Source organism: Streptomyces sp. NEAU-W12 (genome assembly GCF_026242095.1).
In the GTDB taxonomy this organism is placed as follows: Bacteria; Actinomycetota; Actinomycetes; order Streptomycetales; family Streptomycetaceae; genus Streptomyces.
The window spans coordinates 119,846-134,796 of the sequence record NZ_JAPJDM010000016.1 but is presented as its reverse complement, the minus strand read 5'-3'; the positions used below and the strand labels follow the sequence as shown (position 1 = coordinate 134,796).

At 72.8% G+C, this 14,951-nt stretch carries 14 protein-coding genes and 1 riboswitch; of the genes, 6 read left to right on the top strand and 8 right to left on the bottom strand.

Features of this window, described 5'->3' with window-relative positions; genetic code table 11:
- Window positions 1-186: 186 nt before the first annotated feature.
- Both ORI94_RS21315 and ORI94_RS21310 read left to right on the top strand, forming a co-directional pair.
- Window positions 187-807, top strand: coding sequence for a hypothetical protein (locus ORI94_RS21315; RefSeq protein ID WP_266078087.1), 621 nt, complete (start codon window positions 187-189; stop codon window positions 805-807).
- Between the two features lie 430 nt (window positions 808-1,237).
- Window positions 1,238-3,109 carry an AAA family ATPase gene (locus tag ORI94_RS21310; protein ID WP_266078085.1) on the top strand — a complete coding sequence of 624 codons (1,872 nt, stop codon included), beginning with the start codon at window positions 1,238-1,240 and terminating at the stop codon, window positions 3,107-3,109.
- Between the two features lie 167 nt (window positions 3,110-3,276).
- Here the strand turns inward: ORI94_RS21310 and ORI94_RS21305 are convergent, their stop codons facing one another.
- The 7 genes from ORI94_RS21305 to ORI94_RS21275 all read right to left on the bottom strand — a co-directional run bounded on the left by ORI94_RS21305 (window position 3,277) and on the right by ORI94_RS21275 (window position 8,198).
- Window positions 3,277-3,783, bottom strand: a complete 507-nt coding sequence (locus ORI94_RS21305; protein WP_266078083.1) for a PH domain-containing protein — start codon at window positions 3,781-3,783, stop codon at window positions 3,277-3,279.
- Window positions 3,784-3,808: 25 nt separating this feature from the next.
- A complete protein-coding gene (gene hisG, locus ORI94_RS21300; protein ID WP_266078081.1) occupies window positions 3,809-4,666 on the bottom strand; it encodes an ATP phosphoribosyltransferase in 858 nt (285 codons plus the stop codon).
- Between the two features lie 65 nt (window positions 4,667-4,731).
- Window positions 4,732-5,004 carry a phosphoribosyl-ATP diphosphatase gene (locus tag ORI94_RS21295; RefSeq protein ID WP_266078079.1) on the bottom strand — a complete coding sequence of 91 codons (273 nt, stop codon included), beginning with the start codon at window positions 5,002-5,004 and terminating at the stop codon, window positions 4,732-4,734.
- A gap of 34 nt (window positions 5,005-5,038) precedes the next feature.
- A complete protein-coding gene (ribH, locus tag ORI94_RS21290) occupies window positions 5,039-5,524 on the bottom strand; it encodes a 6,7-dimethyl-8-ribityllumazine synthase (RefSeq protein ID WP_266078077.1) in 486 nt (161 codons plus the stop codon).
- 87 nt (window positions 5,525-5,611) lie between these two features.
- Window positions 5,612-6,901: a bifunctional 3,4-dihydroxy-2-butanone-4-phosphate synthase/GTP cyclohydrolase II gene (locus ORI94_RS21285; RefSeq protein WP_266078075.1), complete on the bottom strand. Its 1,290-nt coding sequence runs from the start codon at window positions 6,899-6,901 to the stop codon at window positions 5,612-5,614.
- The gene (locus ORI94_RS21280) at window positions 6,898-7,542 is read right to left on the bottom strand and encodes a nicotinamide mononucleotide transporter family protein (RefSeq protein WP_266078073.1); all 645 of its coding nucleotides are present in this window, start codon (window positions 7,540-7,542) and stop codon (window positions 6,898-6,900) included. Before ORI94_RS21280 ends, ORI94_RS21285 begins: the two co-directional genes overlap by 4 nt.
- Window positions 7,539-8,198: a riboflavin synthase gene (locus ORI94_RS21275; RefSeq protein WP_266078071.1), complete on the bottom strand. Its 660-nt coding sequence runs from the start codon at window positions 8,196-8,198 to the stop codon at window positions 7,539-7,541. Before ORI94_RS21275 ends, ORI94_RS21280 begins: the two co-directional genes overlap by 4 nt.
- Before the next feature lie 144 nt (window positions 8,199-8,342).
- Window positions 8,343-8,473, bottom strand: a riboswitch (FMN riboswitch).
- Between the two features lie 515 nt (window positions 8,474-8,988).
- Between ORI94_RS21275 and ORI94_RS21270 the strand changes: the two genes are divergently transcribed.
- Complete coding sequence (locus ORI94_RS21270; RefSeq protein WP_266078069.1) at window positions 8,989-9,747, top strand: SDR family oxidoreductase; 759 nt, start codon at window positions 8,989-8,991, stop codon at window positions 9,745-9,747.
- 90 nt (window positions 9,748-9,837) lie between these two features.
- Here ORI94_RS21270 and ORI94_RS21265 read toward each other — a convergent pair whose 3' ends face one another.
- The gene (locus ORI94_RS21265; RefSeq protein WP_266078067.1) at window positions 9,838-11,046 is read right to left on the bottom strand and encodes an ROK family transcriptional regulator; all 1,209 of its coding nucleotides are present in this window, start codon (window positions 11,044-11,046) and stop codon (window positions 9,838-9,840) included.
- Between the two features lie 156 nt (window positions 11,047-11,202).
- On the opposite strand from ORI94_RS21265, the gene ORI94_RS21260 reads away from it, so the two are divergent.
- From ORI94_RS21260 to ORI94_RS21250, 3 genes are all read left to right on the top strand, one after another.
- Complete coding sequence (locus ORI94_RS21260; protein WP_266078065.1) at window positions 11,203-12,408, top strand: MFS transporter; 1,206 nt, start codon at window positions 11,203-11,205, stop codon at window positions 12,406-12,408.
- A gap of 207 nt (window positions 12,409-12,615) precedes the next feature.
- On the top strand, window positions 12,616-14,031 hold the full coding sequence (locus tag ORI94_RS21255; RefSeq protein WP_266078063.1) for a uracil-xanthine permease family protein: 1,416 nt from the start codon (window positions 12,616-12,618) through the stop codon (window positions 14,029-14,031).
- 214 nt (window positions 14,032-14,245) lie between these two features.
- Window positions 14,246-14,932 carry a DUF5995 family protein gene (locus ORI94_RS21250; RefSeq protein WP_266078061.1) on the top strand — a complete coding sequence of 229 codons (687 nt, stop codon included), beginning with the start codon at window positions 14,246-14,248 and terminating at the stop codon, window positions 14,930-14,932.
- Window positions 14,933-14,951: the final 19 nt, after the last annotated feature.

Here is a 14,951-nt window from a genome sequence, read left to right as displayed (position 1 = left end):
TGGACCCCGCCAGCACCCCGGGCCGTGCCGCGCCGACCGTCATCGGCCCCGGCCCCGGCCCCGGCCCGTGGCAACCGGGGTGGCAGGCCGTCGGTTCCGGGGCGGCGGGCAGGTCCTAGAGTGGGACGCCGCCACCGCCTCCCCCCTTCCCGCCCCGACCGCCCCGCCTCACCCCGGAGACCAGCCATGCACGATCTCGTCTCCCGCATCCGCCGGCTCGGCCCCTCCTGTGGTCCGGTCCGGCTCGTCGGGGTCGACGGACACGCCGGCTCGGGGAAGTCCACGTTCGCCGGGCGGCTGGCCGGCGCACTGGACGGCGCCCCCGTGCTGCGGCTCGACGACGTCGCCAGCCACGAGGAGCTCTTCGGCTGGACCGGGCGGCTGCTGAGCCAGGTGATCGGTCCGCTCGACCGCGGCGAGCAGGCGTCCTACGCCCCCTACGACTGGCGGGCCCGCGGCTTCGGGCCGCCGCGCCCGCTGCCGCCCGCCCCGGTGGTCGTCGTCGAGGGCGTCGGCGCGGGGCGGCGGGCGCTGCGGCCGTACCTGGCCCTGCTGCTGTGGATGGAACTGCCCGCGGAGGCCTCCTGGTCGCGGGGGCGGGCGCGGGACGGGGAGGAGCAGCGGGAGTTCTGGGACGGGTGGGTCGCGGCGGAACAGCGGCATTTCACCGACGACCCGTCACGCCCCTTCGCCGATCTGCTGGTTCGGGAGTGCGGGAAGGGATACGAGGTGCTTCCCGGACCTGCCGGGACCGCTGGCCCGAACCCGCCCCTCACCCACGGTGACGGTTCGTCCGCAGTGTGCTGAACTTGTGAAGACCCTCTCCCGGGCAGGCCTCCGGAGCGCCCCGACGCCGCTTGACCGGGGTGCCGTACAGGTCTTACGTTCTCAATGTGCGGCCGTTCGGAGCCGCCCGCGGACGCGAAGCCCCCGATTGTTCCCCCGTGATCGGGGGCTTCGTTCTGCCTTCTTCACCCTTTCCGGATGCCCAGCGGCACATGGCGGTCACCCTCGGTCACGGCACGGTGGAACGTTCCCCCTTCCCGCGTCGTCCCGCTGCGGGTACGGCCCTCTACGGAGGTGACGGCGCCGCAGGTACGATGCCCTCGGTGCGGCCTACGGACGCTGCTTCGCGCACCGTGCAACTCCGGTCCGCGGTACAGCGGTTCGCCCCAGGGCAGCCGGCGGGCGAGGGCCGGTGGGGCATACCGACGGGGCACGGTTTGTGAGGGACGTGATGGACTTCGGCACGCAGGGCCCGCAGGCCCCTGCCGACCTCGCCTGGCTGCGGGGCGTGGACGCCTACACGATGGGCGCCTATCCGCAGGCCGAGGAGGAGTTCCGGGCCGCGGTACGGATCGACCCGGGGATGGCGGACGGCTGGCTCGGGCTGCACGCGCTGCGCGTCGACACGACGGCCTCGCTGCTGCGGATGTTCCGGCACCGGGACCGCTTCGGCGAACAGCGCGCCCGGCACCGCCGCACCCTCAACTCCTGGTACTGGCTCGGCTGGTGGGTTCAGCCGGTGCTGGAGAACCCGCGCGATCTGCTGCTCGCGCACGCCTCCCACTGGCTGGACGGCCGCCACGTCCCCGAACTGGACCGCGCGCTCGCCGGACTCCCTCCGGTGGACGCCGACCCGCAGGTCCGCTTCCTGCACGCCTGCCGCGCCTACCTGGTCAAGGACTGGGAGCAGCTGGTCCGGCACACCGACCCGCTGCACGGCGACCCGCTGCTCGGGATCGAGACAGGCCTGTTCGGCGGGATGGCCCGGGTACGTCTGGAGATGTACGGGCAGGCCGAGCCGCTGCTGTCGGCGGCCCTGATGCGCTGCCGCAGCGAGCAGCCGCAGCGCAAGGAGCTGCGCTACTGGCTGGCGCGCGCCCACGAGGGCACCGGCCGCAGCGCCGCCGCACTCCCCCTGTACCGGGCCGTGCACCGGGTCGATCCCGCCTTCATGGACACGTCGGCCCGGCTCGCCGCCATCACCGAGGGGGACGGCTACGACGATTCGGGCGACCTCGGCGCGGTCTCGCCGGGCGGTGCGGGCGCGGATCTGCTGGACGGCCCGGACACCCTCGACCCCCTGTTCGACACCGAGGGCCGCGATCTGATGCTGTCCGAGCAGGAGCCGCCGCCTCCGCCCCTGCCACCGGTCACGGGCCCTTCGGTGCGCGCGAGGGCTGGCGATCCGGTGACTCCGCTGCCCACGGGCCCCACCGATCCCGCCTTACTGGCGGAGGCGCTCGCCGAGCTGGAGCGCATGGTCGGGCTGGAACCGGTGAAGCGCCAGGTCAAGGCGTTGTCGGCACAGCTGAACATGGCACGGCTGCGGGCCGGGCAGGGGCTGCCGGTGCAGCCGCCGAAACGGCACTTCGTCTTCTCCGGGCCGTCCGGCACCGGCAAGACCACGGTGGCCCGCATCCTGGGCCGGGTCTTCTACGCTCTCGGGCTGCTCGGCGGCGACCATCTCGTGGAGGCCCAGCGCGCCGATCTGGTCGGCGAGTACCTGGGCCAGACAGCGGTGAAGGCCAACGAGCTGATCGACTCGGCCCTCGGCGGGGTCCTCTTCGTCGACGAGGCGTACGCACTCTCCAACTCCGGCTACGGCAAGGGCGACGCGTACGGCGACGAGGCGCTCCAGGTACTGCTGAAGCGGGCCGAGGACAACCGCGACCATCTGGTGGTCATACTGGCCGGCTACCCGGAGGGCATGGACCGCCTGCTGGGCGCCAACCCGGGTCTGTCGTCCCGTTTCACCACCCGCGTCGACTTCCCCTCCTACCGGCCCCTCGAACTCACCGCGATCGGCGAGGTACTGGCCGCCGAGAACGGCGACGTGTGGGACGAGGAGGCGCTGGACGAACTGCGGTCCATCGCCGGGCACGTGGTGGACCAGGGGTGGATCGACGAGCTGGGCAACGGGCGATTCCTGCGGACGCTGTACGAGAAGAGCTGCGCGTACCGGGATCTGCGGCTGTCGGCGTACCCGGCGTATCCGGGCGCACTGACCCGGGAGGACCTGGCGACGCTGCGGCTGCCGGACCTGATGCAGGCGTACGGGGAGGTCCTGTCCGGGCGGGGTCCGCAGGACCCGCCGACGGCGTGACGCCGACGGGCCCCGCGGCTGCGCTCCGTGCCCGGCCGGACGCGCGCGGCGCATGAAGGTGAGGGCGCCGTCCGGCGGCAGTCCGGGGGGCGCCGTCCGGCGGCAGTCCGGGGGCCTGCCTGCGCGTCAGAGCTGCCGCAGGACGATCCGTCCCTCCCCGAGGAAGGTCACGGGGACGCTTCGGGGCCGGTGGTCGTGGTCCGTGCCTCGGCGAGCGCCCGCAGGGCCCGCGCGTCGGCGATGGCACGCTCCCTGGCGATGCCCGGCTGGATGCCGAGCACCGGCAGGCTGGTGCCGTCGCTGAGGTCGAGGAAGACCCAGGGATCACCCGGGCGGAGGTTCACCCGGAGGATCTGGGCCCAGTCCAGGCGGCGCCGGGTCGTGATGTTGACGACGGTGACGCCCGTCTCGTCGGCGTCGACCTTCGGCCGGGCCAGCAGGACCAGGACTCCGGCCAGCAGGGCGGCGGTGAACACGAAGCTGAGGCGCTCGCCGGGGCTGAGCTGCTCCAGCAGCAGCGCGATCAGGGAGATGGCCGCGAAGAGCCCGACGGCCGCGGCGAGCAGCACCGCGCGGGTGCGGCCCGGCCGGAAGGTGACGGGCAGGGCGGGCAGCTGACCCGACGGAGGGACCGGGGTGGCATCCGGGGAGGGCTCGGGGGTGGCGTCCGGCATGGTGCGGCTCCGGGATCGGTCCGGGTCAGAGGCGGCAGGCGTGGATGGCCGTGGTGAGGATGGCACGGGCGCCGAGGTCGTAGAGGTCGTCCATGATGCGCTGGGCCTCCTTGGAGGGGACCATGGCGCGGACGGCGACCCAGCCCTCGTTGTGCAGCGGGGACACGGTCGGGGACTCCAGGCCGGGGGTCAGCGCGACGGCCTTCTCCAGCTGCTCGACCCGGCAGTCGTAGTCCATCATCACGTAGGTACGGGCGACGAGGACTCCCTGGAGGCGCCGCAGGAACTGGCCCACCTTGGACTCGACGCCGCCGTCGGCCCCGGTGCCGGTGCGGCGGATGACGACGGCCTCGGAGGTCATGATCGGTTCGCCGATGACCTCCAGGCCCGCGTTGCGCAGGGAGGTGCCGGTCTCGACCACGTCCGCGATGACCTCGGCGACACCGAGTTCGATGGCGGTCTCGACGGCACCGTCGAGGTGGACCACGGAGGCGTCGATGCCCTGCTCGGTGAGGTACCGCGCGACGATGCCCTCGTAGGAGGTGGCGACCGTGCTGCCGTTCAGGTCCGCGACACTCCTGGCGGCGCTGGGCTTGGCGGCGAAGCGGAAGGTGGAGCGGGCGAAGCCCAGGGGCAGGATCTCCTCGGCCTCGGCACCGGAGTCGATCAGGAGGTCGCGGCCGGTGATGCCGATGTCGAGGCGGCCGGACGAGACGTAGATGGCGATGTCGCGGGGGCGGAGGTAGAAGAACTCGACCTCGTTGACCGGGTCGACGATCCGCAGTTCCTTCGACTCCCGGCGCTGCTGGTAGCCGGCCTCATGCAGCATCTCCGCCGCAGGGCCTGCCAGTGAACCCTTGTTGGGGAGTGCGATGCGCAGCATGAGGTCGGCTTCCTTTGGGGTGTGACGGTGTACCGGTGGTCAGGGGTGGCAGGGAGTGCCCGCGCTCACAGGTGGGCGTAGACGTCGTCGAGGGAGATGCCTCGGGCGACCATCATCACCTGGACGTGGTAGAGCAGCTGCGAGATCTCCTCGGCGGCCGCTTCCTTGCTCTCGTGCTCGGCGGCCATCCAGACCTCGGCGGCCTCCTCGACGACCTTCTTGCCGATGGCATGGACGCCCTTCTCCACCAGTTCGGCGGTACGGGAGGTGGCGGGGTCGCCGTGCGCGGCCTTGTGCTGGAGCTCGGTGAAGAGCTCCTCGAACGTCTTCTTGGACATGGTGGTCCTTACCCTACGCGGTGCCGGGGGCTGCTCACCGCCAGGGTTCGGATACCGAACGCAGTGTGGCCGCGGTCGCCACCGCCGCCGTGACGGCCTCGTGCCCCTTGTCCTCGGTGGAGCCGGGCAGTCCGGCACGGTCCAGCGCCTGTTCCTCGGTGTCACAGGTGAGCAGGCCGAAGCCGACGGGCACGCCGGTGTCGGTGCTGACCTGGGTGAGGCCCTGGGTGACGCCCTGGCACACGTATTCGAAATGGGGTGTGCCGCCCCGGACGACGACTCCGAGGGCGACGATCGCGTCGTAGCCGCGTCCGGCGAGGACCTTGGCGACGACCGGGAGTTCCCAGCTGCCGGGGACCCGGAGCAGGGTCGGCTCGTCGATGCCGAGGTCGTGCAGGGCGCGCAGGGCGCCGTCGACCAGTCCGTCCATCACCTTCTCGTGCCACTGTGCCGCGACGACGGCGACGCGGAGGTCCCCCACGTCGCGTACGGACAGTTCCGGTGCACCCTTGCCGCTCACATCTCTCCTCGGTGGTTCTCGGCCGGCCGCCGCGGGCCGGCTCTCCTGCGGGTCCTCGCGGTCACTGTCCGCCGCGGGCGGGTACGGTCACTGGTTGCCGCAGGCGGGCACGGTCGGCGTGTCCAGCCAGGGCAGGTCGTGGCCCATCCGGTCGCGCTTGGTGCGCAGGTAACGGATGTTGTGCTCGCCCGCGGTGACGGGCATCGGCTCGCGGCCGGTGACCTCGATGCCGTACCGGACGAGCGCCTGGGACTTGTCGGGGTTGTTGGTCAGCAGGCGGACACCACGCACCCCGAGGTCGGCGAGTATCCGCGCTCCGGCGGCGTAGTCGCGGGCGTCGGCGGGCAGGCCGAGTTCGAGGTTGGCGTCCAGGGTGTCGCGTCCGCGTTCCTGGAGTTCGTAGGCGCGCAGCTTGGACATCAGGCCGATGCCCCGCCCTTCGTGCCCGCGCAGGTAGACGAGGACGCCCCGGCCCTCCGTCTGGATGCGGTCCAGCGAGGCGTCCAGCTGGGGACCGCAGTCGCAGCGCTGGGAGCCGAAGATGTCGCCGGTGAGGCATTCGGAGTGGACGCGTACGAGGATGTCCCGGCCGTCGCCGATGTCTCCGTGGACGAGGGCGACGTGCTCGACGCCGTCGACGGTGGAGCGGTAGCCGTAGGCGGTGAACACGCCGTGGGAGGTGGGCAGCCGGACCTCGGCCTCGCGGCGGACGGCGGGCTCGGAGCTGCGGCGGTAGGCGATCAGGTCCTCGATGGAGATGATCGTCAGGCCGTGTTTGCGGGCGAACGGGATCAGTTCGGGCAGGCGCAGCATCCGGCCGTCCTCGCCGGCGATCTCGACGATGGCACCGGCCGGGCGCAGTCCCGCGAGACGGGCGAGGTCGACGGCGGCCTCGGTGTGGCCGTCGCGTTCGAGCACACCGCCGGAGCGGGCACGCAGCGGAAAGACGTGGCCGGGGCGGACGAAGTCGGCGGGTTCGGCGGCGCCGCCCGCGAGCAGTTGGAGCGTGGTGGCCCGGTCGGCGGCCGAGATGCCGGTGCTCACGCCGTGGGCCGCGGAGGCGTCGACGGAGACGGTGAACGCCGTCTTCATCGACTCGGTGTTGTCCTCGACCATCTGCGGGAGGCGGAGCCGGTCCAGTTCGTCACCCTCCATGGGGGCGCAGATCAGTCCGCGGCATTCGCTCATCATGAAGGCGACGATCTCGGGGGTCGCCTTCTCCGCGGCCACGACGAGGTCGCCCTCGTTCTCGCGGTCCTCGTCGTCGACGACCACGATGGGACGGCCGGCCGCGATGTCGGCGATGGCCTGTTCGACCGGGTCGAGCATGGGGCTCTCGAACTCCTCGGTGCGGTAAAGGATCGGTGCCGTGCTCATGCCGGCGCTCCTTCCATTGCGGGGCGCGCGTCCTCGCGGGAGCGCAGCCACCAGTCGCGCAGTCCCCACAGGACCAGTGCGCCGTAGACGACGTAGACGAAGCCGGAGAAGGCGAAGCCGTTGGCGAAGTTCAGCGGTACGCCGACGAGGTCGACCAGCAGCCAGGCGAACCAGAACTCGACCATGCCGCGGGCCTGGGCGTACATGGCCACGATGGTGCCGACGAAGATGTACGCGTCCGGCCAGGGGTCCCAGGACAGGGACGGGAAGGCGGTGAACAGGCCGCCGACGGCGAGGGTGCCGACGGCCGCGAGGCCGGCCAGCGCGCCGCGCTCGCGCCAGGTGGCGAACCTCACCGCGATGGAGCCGTCCTGCGCCTGCTGCCGGCCGCGGTTCCACTGCCAGAAGCCCCAGGCGGCGACGGCCATGACGACGATCTGCTTGCCCGCGCTGCCGGAGAGGTGGGCGGTGGCGAAGGCCGTGAAGAGGATGAGACCCGAGACGAACTGGGCGGGCCAGGTCCAGATGGAGCGCCGCCAGCCGAGCGCCAGGGCTGTCAGTCCGATCACGTTGCCGATCATGTCCGACCACTTGATGTGCTGGTCGAAGAGGGTGAAGGCCTCCGAGTTCAGCCAGTTCACCGCACGGCCCCCTCACCGGTGGTGCCGTCACCGGCGGCCGGGGTGCCGCCGACCGGGACCCCCGTCGCGCGGTCGCCGATCATCCGCTCGACGTATTTGGCGATGACGTCCACCTCGAGGTTGACCGGGTCGCCGCTTCGCTTGAGCCCGAGGGTGGTCAGGGCGAGGGTGGTGGGGATCAGGCTGACGGTGAAGAAGTCCTGCCCGGCGTCGACGACGGTGAGGCTGACGCCGTCGACCGTGACGGAACCCTTCTCCACCACGTAGCGGGAGAGTTCGGCGGGCAGGGAGATCCTGACGATCTCCCAGTTCTCGGACGGCTCGCGCTCCAGGATCCGGCCGGTGCCGTCGACGTGCCCCTGCACGATGTGGCCGCCGAGACGGGCACCCAGGGCCATGGGGCGTTCGAGGTTCACGCGGGAGCCGACGGCGAGGGCGCCGAGGCTGGAGCGGTTCAGGGTCTCGGCCATCACGTCCGCGGTGAACTCGTCGCCCTCGTGGTCCACGACGGTGAGGCAGACGCCGTTGACGGCGATCGAGTCGCCGTGCTTCGCGCCTTCGGTGACGACGGGGCCGCGCAGCCGGAAGCGACAAGCGTCCTCGAGGGTCTCGACGGCGGTGATCTCGCCCAGTTCTTCGACGATTCCGGTGAACACTTCCCGGGTCCTCCTGCCTCTTCGGGCACGGACTCCGGGGCTGCCGACGACGGCAGAAGAACGGGCGAAGGCACCGGGAGCGACGCCGGACGGGGCCCGTCACGAGGACGGACCGGTACGGCGGCGCGCATGGATGCCCGCCCGCCGCGCACTGCCTCCCATCCGGACTTTAACCGTCGGTCCAGGAATTCCACCTGGTCAACCGGCCACTGGAAGTGGCCGGGTCGCGGACTGTAACCGCCGGTTCGGACTTTCACCGACCCCGGAGTGCGCTGCTGCTGATACAGGGCCAGTCTGCCACGCCCGTCCGTCGTCCATGCGGGCAGCGGATGTGGGCTGGCTCACAGCCGATGACACGGTGTGCCGCCACCGCAGGACGGGCCGCGGGGAGGCGGCCCGCCGTCGGCTCCGCGACCGCCGGCAGCCGTCCGCCTCCGCGCCCTTGTGCGCCATCGGGTGCCACCGGAGCGCTCCCGAACGCTCCCCGTGACTGGTCCATACCTATTGACGGACTGGTCTAGTCCTCTTAGCGTCTGCTTCAGCCTGTCCAGAGACCGGCCCGGCGGCGGTGACGACGGCCCTTGCCCGCCGCCGGGCCTCACCACCGCGTCCGACGCTCCCGCCGGCCCCGCCCCGCCGGCCCCACCCCGCCGGGCCCGTCCCGCCGGGCCCGTCCGAGGCCCCGTGCCCCGTTCCCGGAGGCGGTCCCGTCCCTCCTCTGATGCACTTGACGAAGGCGCGCCGGCCGGGGTGCCGGCGTCCGACGACCGCATCCGAGGAGCTGAACGGCATGACCACGATCCTGGTGACCGGCGGTACGGGAACCCTCGGCCGGCACGTCGTCGGGCGGCTGCGGACGGGCGCGCAGGAGGTGCGGGTGCTCAGTCGGCACTCCCAGCCGTACGCCGTCGACCTGCGCCGGGGCGGCAGCACGCTGGACACGGCCGTCACGGGGGTGGACACGATCGTCCACTGCGCGAGCACCCCGCGCGGCGGCGACGAGGCGGCGGCGAAGAACCTCCTGGCGGCGGCGCGGCGGGCCGGGGTGGGGCACCTCGTCTACATCTCGATCACAGGGGTCGACCAGGTGCCGTTCGGCTATTACCGGGCCAAGTCGGCGGTGGAGCGGCTGATCGAGGAATCGGGGCTCGGCTGGACCGTGCTGCGTACGACTCAGTTCCACGACCTGGTGTTCACGCTCCTCCGACACCTGGGCAGGGCTCCGGTGATGCTGCTGCCTGCCCGCGTGAAGGACCAGCCGATCGAGGTGTCCGAGGTCGCGGACCGTCTGGCGGAGCTGGCCCGGGGCGGGCCCGCGGGGCGCGTCACGGACATGGGCGGGCCGGAGGTGCGCACGTTCGAGTCCCTGGCGCGTTCCTACCTGGAGGCCGCGGGCCGCCGCCGCGCGGTGGTCAAGGTCCCCCTTCGGGGTGCGGCGTACCGCGCCTTCCGGGCCGGCGGCCATCTCGCCCGGGAGCACGCGGTGGGCAAGGTCACCTTCGAGGATTTCCTGGCGGCGCGGGCGGAGCAGGCACGCGCGGGCGGGTGAGCGCGCGCCGGGTGGAGTGAGCCGCCGCGGGTGCCGGGGCCCGGGGGCACGCGTGCGCGGTGCCGGGCGGGCCCGCCCGTGGGCGGCAGGTCAGCGGGCGTGTCCCTGCGCGGCCGGGCCGAAGAGTTCGTCCTGGGCGTGGCCGCGGGCCGTCAGGAGGGCGCCGCGCAGAACCGCGCCGCCCCCCAGTGCGCTCGCCCGCACCTCGGTGGGCAGCGGCGACATCCGGGCCGTCCGTTCCTGTACGCGGGCGGCGAGCCCCTCCCCGCCCGCCTGGCCGATCTCCCCGCCGAGCACCACGCACCCGGGATCCAGCAGCGCGGCCACCGACGCGACCCCCACGGCGATGCGGCCGGCGAGGGCGTCGAGGAAGCGTGCGGCCGCCGGGCCCTGTCCCTCCCGTGCCCGCGCGGTGGCCGCCCGTACCGCACCCGCCGCCGCCGGGTGCACGCCCGGCTCGGCCACGATCCCGTACTCCCCCGCCAGTTCCGCGACCGCCGCCGACGACGCGAGGGAGTGGAAGCCGCCGCCGCAGTCCGTGGCCGACGGCAGGCCGGGCGTACCCGGGACCGGCAGGAAGCCGATTTCCCCCATGCCTCCGGAGGCACCCCGGCGCAGGGCACCGTCCAGGACGACGGCCGCGCCGGTGCCGTGCCCGAGCCACAGCAGGACGAAGGTGTCGCGGTCGCGGGCGACCCCGTCGCGCTGCTCGGCCAGGGCGGCGAGGTTCGTCTCGTTCTCGAGGCTGACCCGCGCCCCGGGCAGCCGTTCCTGAAGCGCGGCGACCAGCCGGCGGTGCCATTCCGGCAGCCCTTCGGAGTCGCGCAGTTCCCCGCTCGCGGGGTCGATCAGCCCGGGGGCGCCGACCCCGACGGTGTGCAGCCGGTCGGCGCCCGCCTCCTTCGCCGTCCGCTCGACCAGGGTCACCGCCCGCTCCACGGCGGGCCCGGTCCCGGCGTCCACCGTGATCGGCGCCGAGGCCTCGGCCAGGACCGTGCCGACGAGGTCGGACACGACCACGGCGACGCCCTCGGTCCGTACGTCGAGTGCGGCCAGGTGCGCCCGGTCGGCGACGATCCCGTACAGCTTCGCGTTCGGCCCTCGCCGTTGTTCCCCGGCCTCCCCGACCACGGTGATCAGCCCGGCCGCGGTCAGCCGTTCGGCGAGGTCGGCGACGGTCGGCCGGGAGAGCCCGGTCAGCTGCTTCAGCTGACCGGCCGTCAGGGGGCCTTCCTGCTGGAGCAGACGCAGGGCGAGCCGGTCGTTGATGGCTCGGGCGGTGCTCGGGGATGCGGCCATGGCGTGATCCTTCCAGATCGGCGGAGGTCGACGGCGGACGGCGGCAGGACCGGGCAGGAGGAGGGCCGACGGAGATCCCCTTATCTTTCAGGCAGGGACCCTGATAGTTTACGCGGCGCGTCAGGGATGCCTTGGGCGACCGGGAGGGGCGGGACCATGAGTACAGAGGTGTACGGGCAGCGGGAGGTGCGGCGGGCGCGGTACGCCGTGGGGGCGGTCTTCGCCGTGCACGGCGCGGTCACGGGCTCGTTCGCCACCCGCGTGCCGTGGATCCAGGACCATGCCGGTGTGAGCGCCGGGCAGCTGGGGATCGCGCTCGCCTTCCCCGCGATCGGCGCGTCGGTCGCGATGCCGCTGGCGGGGCGCGTCAGCCACCGTTTCGGCGCCCGCGCCGCGCTGCGCGGGCTGATCGCCCTGTGGACGCTCGCGCTCGTCCTGCCGTCCGTCGCCCCGAACCTGCTCACCCTCTGCCTGGCCCTGTTCGTCTACGGCGCCACGGCCGGCATGTCCGACGTGGCGATGAACGCCCTGGGCGTGGAGGTGGAGAACCGGCTCGACCGGTCGATCATGTCCGGGCTGCACGGCATGTGGAGCGCCGGCGCCCTGATCGGTTCGGCGGCCGGCACGCTCGCCGCACACCTCGGCACGGACGCCCGGCTGCATCACACGCTCGCGGCAGGCGTCCTGACGGTGGTGGGCGTCGCCGCCGCCGGCCACGTCCTCGATCTGCGGTCCGCCGTGGACGAGGAACCGCCCCCGAGGTTCGCGCTGCCGCCCCGCTCCGCGCTGCTGATCGGCGCGATCGGCTTCTGCGCGGTCTTCGCGGAGGGCGCGAGCCTCGACTGGTCTGCGGTCTACCTGCGCGACCGGCTGGAGGCCTCGGCCGGTCTCGCGGCGGCCTGCACCACCGGTTTCACGCTCACCATGGCGGTCGCCCGGATCGCCGGTGACCGGGTGGTGGACCGCTACGGCGCGGTCCGCACGGTCCGGGCGAGCGGTGTGGTCGCCGTCTGCGGCGGACTGCTGATCGTCCTCGCGCAGCACCCCGCGGCGGCGATGGCCGGGTTCGCGCTGATGGGTCTGGGTATCGCGGTGGTGGTGCCGCTGTGCTTCGCCGCGGCCGGCCGCAGCGGCAGCAACCCGAGCCTCGCCATCGCGGGCGTCGCGACCATCACGTACACCTCGGGGCTGATCGCTCCGAGCGCGATCGGGCTGCTCGCCCAGGCGACCAGTCTGATGGTGTCGTTCGTCCTGGTCACGGTGTTGTCGTGCGGTCTGGCCGGCTTGGCCGGTGTGCTGCGTGCCGGGGACCGGGTGAGGATGGCCCGGCCGGACGCGGCGGTCCCCGGCCCCCGGGCATGAAGTTCTCCCGGGCCCGAAGACCTCGCCACGGACCGTCCCGCCGGACTCCCGCTCCGGGACCGCGGGACCGGGCCGGGCCGGCGCGGGCCCGGCCGCATCGGAGCCGCCCGCACGGCCCGGTCCCCGGCCGCCCCCGTGGACGAGGCACCCCTGACCAGCCTTCACAATGGTCCGGACACGCTGCACGAACGACGAAAGCGACAGCTCATGGATCTCGGCGTCCGCTGGACACTGCACGGCGACGGACGCACACCGGCCCCCGGTGCGGTGGTCCGTCCCGACGAGCGGCTCTCGTGGCCCCGCACCGCGGGACTGGGCGCCCAGCACGTCGTCGCGATGTTCGGGGCGTCCTTCGTCGCACCGGTCCTGATGGGTCTGGACCCCAATCTCGCGATCATGATGTCGGGCGTCGCGACCATCGTCTTCCTGCTGGCCACGCGCGGCCGGGTACCCAGCTATCTGGGCTGTTCGCTGTCCTTCGTGGGCGTCGCCGCGGTCATCCGGGCCCAGGGCGGGTCGAGCGCCACCGTCACCGGCGCGGTGTTCGTGGTCGGGGCCGCGCTGTTCCTGGTGGGGCTCGCGGTGCGGCACTTCGGGGCGCGGATCATCCATGCCGCGATGCCGCCGATCGTCACCGGCGCGGTGGTGATGCTGATCGGATTCAACCTGGCGCCGGTGACGGCCGCCACCTACTGGCCGCAGGACCAGTGGACCGCCCTGTTCGTGATGCTGTTCACCGGCCTGGCGGTGGTGTGCCTGCGCGGTTTCTGGTCCCGCATCGCGATCTTCCTCGGGCTGGTCTTCGGGTACGTCCTCTCCTGGGGCCTGGACCGGGTCTTCGGGCAGATCCACTCCGCGGACGCGAGCGGTGAGATCACCGACCACTGGCGACTGGACCTGTCGGGCGTCGGCCAGGCCGACTGGATCGGCCTGCCCACCCTGCACGGCCCGTCGTTCGAGTGGTCGGCGATCCTGGTCGCCCTGCCGGTCGTCATCGCGCTGATCGCCGAGAACGCCGGGCACGTCAAGGCCGTCGGCGAGATGACCGGCGACAACCTCGACGACAAGCTGGGCACGGCCATCTCCGCCGACGGCGTCGGCTCCATGCTCTCCACCGCCGTCGGCGGCCCGCCCAACACCACGTACTCCGAGAACATCGGCGTCATGGCGGCGACCCGTGTCTACTCGACCGCCGCGTACTGGGCGGCCGCGGGCTTCGCGCTGCTGTTCGGCCTCTGCCCGAAGTTCGGCGCGGTCGTGGCGGCCGTTCCCGGGGGCGTGCTCGGCGGCATCACCGTCATCCTGTACGGCATGATCGGCCTGCTCGGCGCCCAGATCTGGATCAACGCCGAGGTGGACCTGCGCAATCCGCTGAACCTGGTGCCGGCCGCCGCGGGCATCATCATCGGCGTCGGCAACGTCACGATGGAGTTCACCGACACCTTCTCGCTCAGCGGCATCGCGCTCGGCACGCTCGTCGTCATCACGGGCTACCACGCGCTGCGCGCCTTCGCGCCCGCCCATCTCAAGACGCAGGAGCCGCTGCTCGACGAGGGCACCTCGTCCTACGACACGGGTGACGGCGAGGCGGAGGGCGGAAGCGGTCAGCGCGCCAAGTCGTAGGCGCACGACGAGGTGAAGGTGCCCGGCACCCTCTTGCAGGCGTCCGACCCCCCGGCAGCTCGACCCACAGGTAGGCGTCGATCCCGGCCTCCTGGGCACGCGAACCTGACACCGTACTGCTCCCCCTCCCCCCACGACGGGCGCGTTACCCCGTTCCGGGGAAGCGTCGGGCCCGCCGTCACGGGCACCACGGCAAAGGTGCGACTCTGCGCTCATGTCGCGATGCGAGCAGGTCCACACCCCCGTAGACACGGTCGTCTCCCGCATGCGCGCCCTCGACTCCGCCCTGCCCCGCCGGGACGGGATCGCGGTCTTCAACCGGGTCTACCTCACGGTGACGACGGAGGCCGACCGGCGTATCGACGCGGGTCCGCCGGCGGACGACGGGGCGGCGGTCACCCTGAACGTGGTGTTCGCCGAACGCTACCTGGCCGCCGTCCGGGCGGTGTCCGAGGGGCGCCGCCCTCCGGCCTGCTGGCGTCCGCTGTTCCAGTTCCGCCACCACCCCGGCGTACGTCCGCTGCAGTTCGCGCTGGCGGGCATCAATGCGCACATCGGTCATGATCTGGCGCTCGCCGTCGTGGACACCTGCCGTACGCTCGGCTGCGGACCCGCCCGGCTGGAGGACGAGTTCGAGCAGGTGGGCGACCTGCTGGTCTCGCTGGAGGAGCGCATCCGCGAGGACCTGATGCCCGGTCCCGATGTTCTCCAGCTCGCCGACCCGCTCACCCATCTGGCCGGCGCGTGGAGCCTGGACCGCGCCCGGGACGCGGCGTGGACGGCGGCCCGCGCGCTGTGGGCGCTGCGCGGGCTGCCGGACGTCACCGAGGAGTTCACCGAACGCCTGGACACGGCCGTGGGCTTCGCAGGGCGCATGCTGCTCACACCGCTGCCGGGCTGAGCGAGAACCGCGGCCGGGC

What these genes read in the sequence shown, in the direction of transcription:
- ORI94_RS21315 (WP_266078087.1), top strand. Translation starts at nt 187, where the DNA reads ATGCACGATCTCGTCTCCCGCATCCGCCGGCTCGGCCCCTCCTGTGGT.
- ORI94_RS21310 (WP_266078085.1), top strand. Translation starts at nt 1,238, where the DNA reads ATGGACTTCGGCACGCAGGGCCCGCAGGCCCCTGCCGACCTCGCCTGG.
- ORI94_RS21305 (WP_266078083.1), bottom strand. Translation starts at nt 3,783, where the DNA reads ATGCCGGACGCCACCCCCGAGCCCTCCCCGGATGCCACCCCGGTCCCT.
- hisG (WP_266078081.1), bottom strand. Translation starts at nt 4,666, where the DNA reads ATGCTGCGCATCGCACTCCCCAACAAGGGTTCACTGGCAGGCCCTGCG.
- ORI94_RS21295 (WP_266078079.1), bottom strand. Translation starts at nt 5,004, where the DNA reads ATGTCCAAGAAGACGTTCGAGGAGCTCTTCACCGAGCTCCAGCACAAG.
- ORI94_RS21285 (WP_266078075.1), bottom strand. Translation starts at nt 6,901, where the DNA reads ATGAGCACGGCACCGATCCTTTACCGCACCGAGGAGTTCGAGAGCCCC.
- ORI94_RS21270 (WP_266078069.1), top strand. Translation starts at nt 8,989, where the DNA reads ATGACCACGATCCTGGTGACCGGCGGTACGGGAACCCTCGGCCGGCAC.
- ORI94_RS21265 (WP_266078067.1), bottom strand. Translation starts at nt 11,046, where the DNA reads ATGGCCGCATCCCCGAGCACCGCCCGAGCCATCAACGACCGGCTCGCC.
- ORI94_RS21260 (WP_266078065.1), top strand. Translation starts at nt 11,203, where the DNA reads ATGAGTACAGAGGTGTACGGGCAGCGGGAGGTGCGGCGGGCGCGGTAC.
- ORI94_RS21255 (WP_266078063.1), top strand. Translation starts at nt 12,616, where the DNA reads ATGGATCTCGGCGTCCGCTGGACACTGCACGGCGACGGACGCACACCG.
- ORI94_RS21250 (WP_266078061.1), top strand. Translation starts at nt 14,246, where the DNA reads ATGTCGCGATGCGAGCAGGTCCACACCCCCGTAGACACGGTCGTCTCC.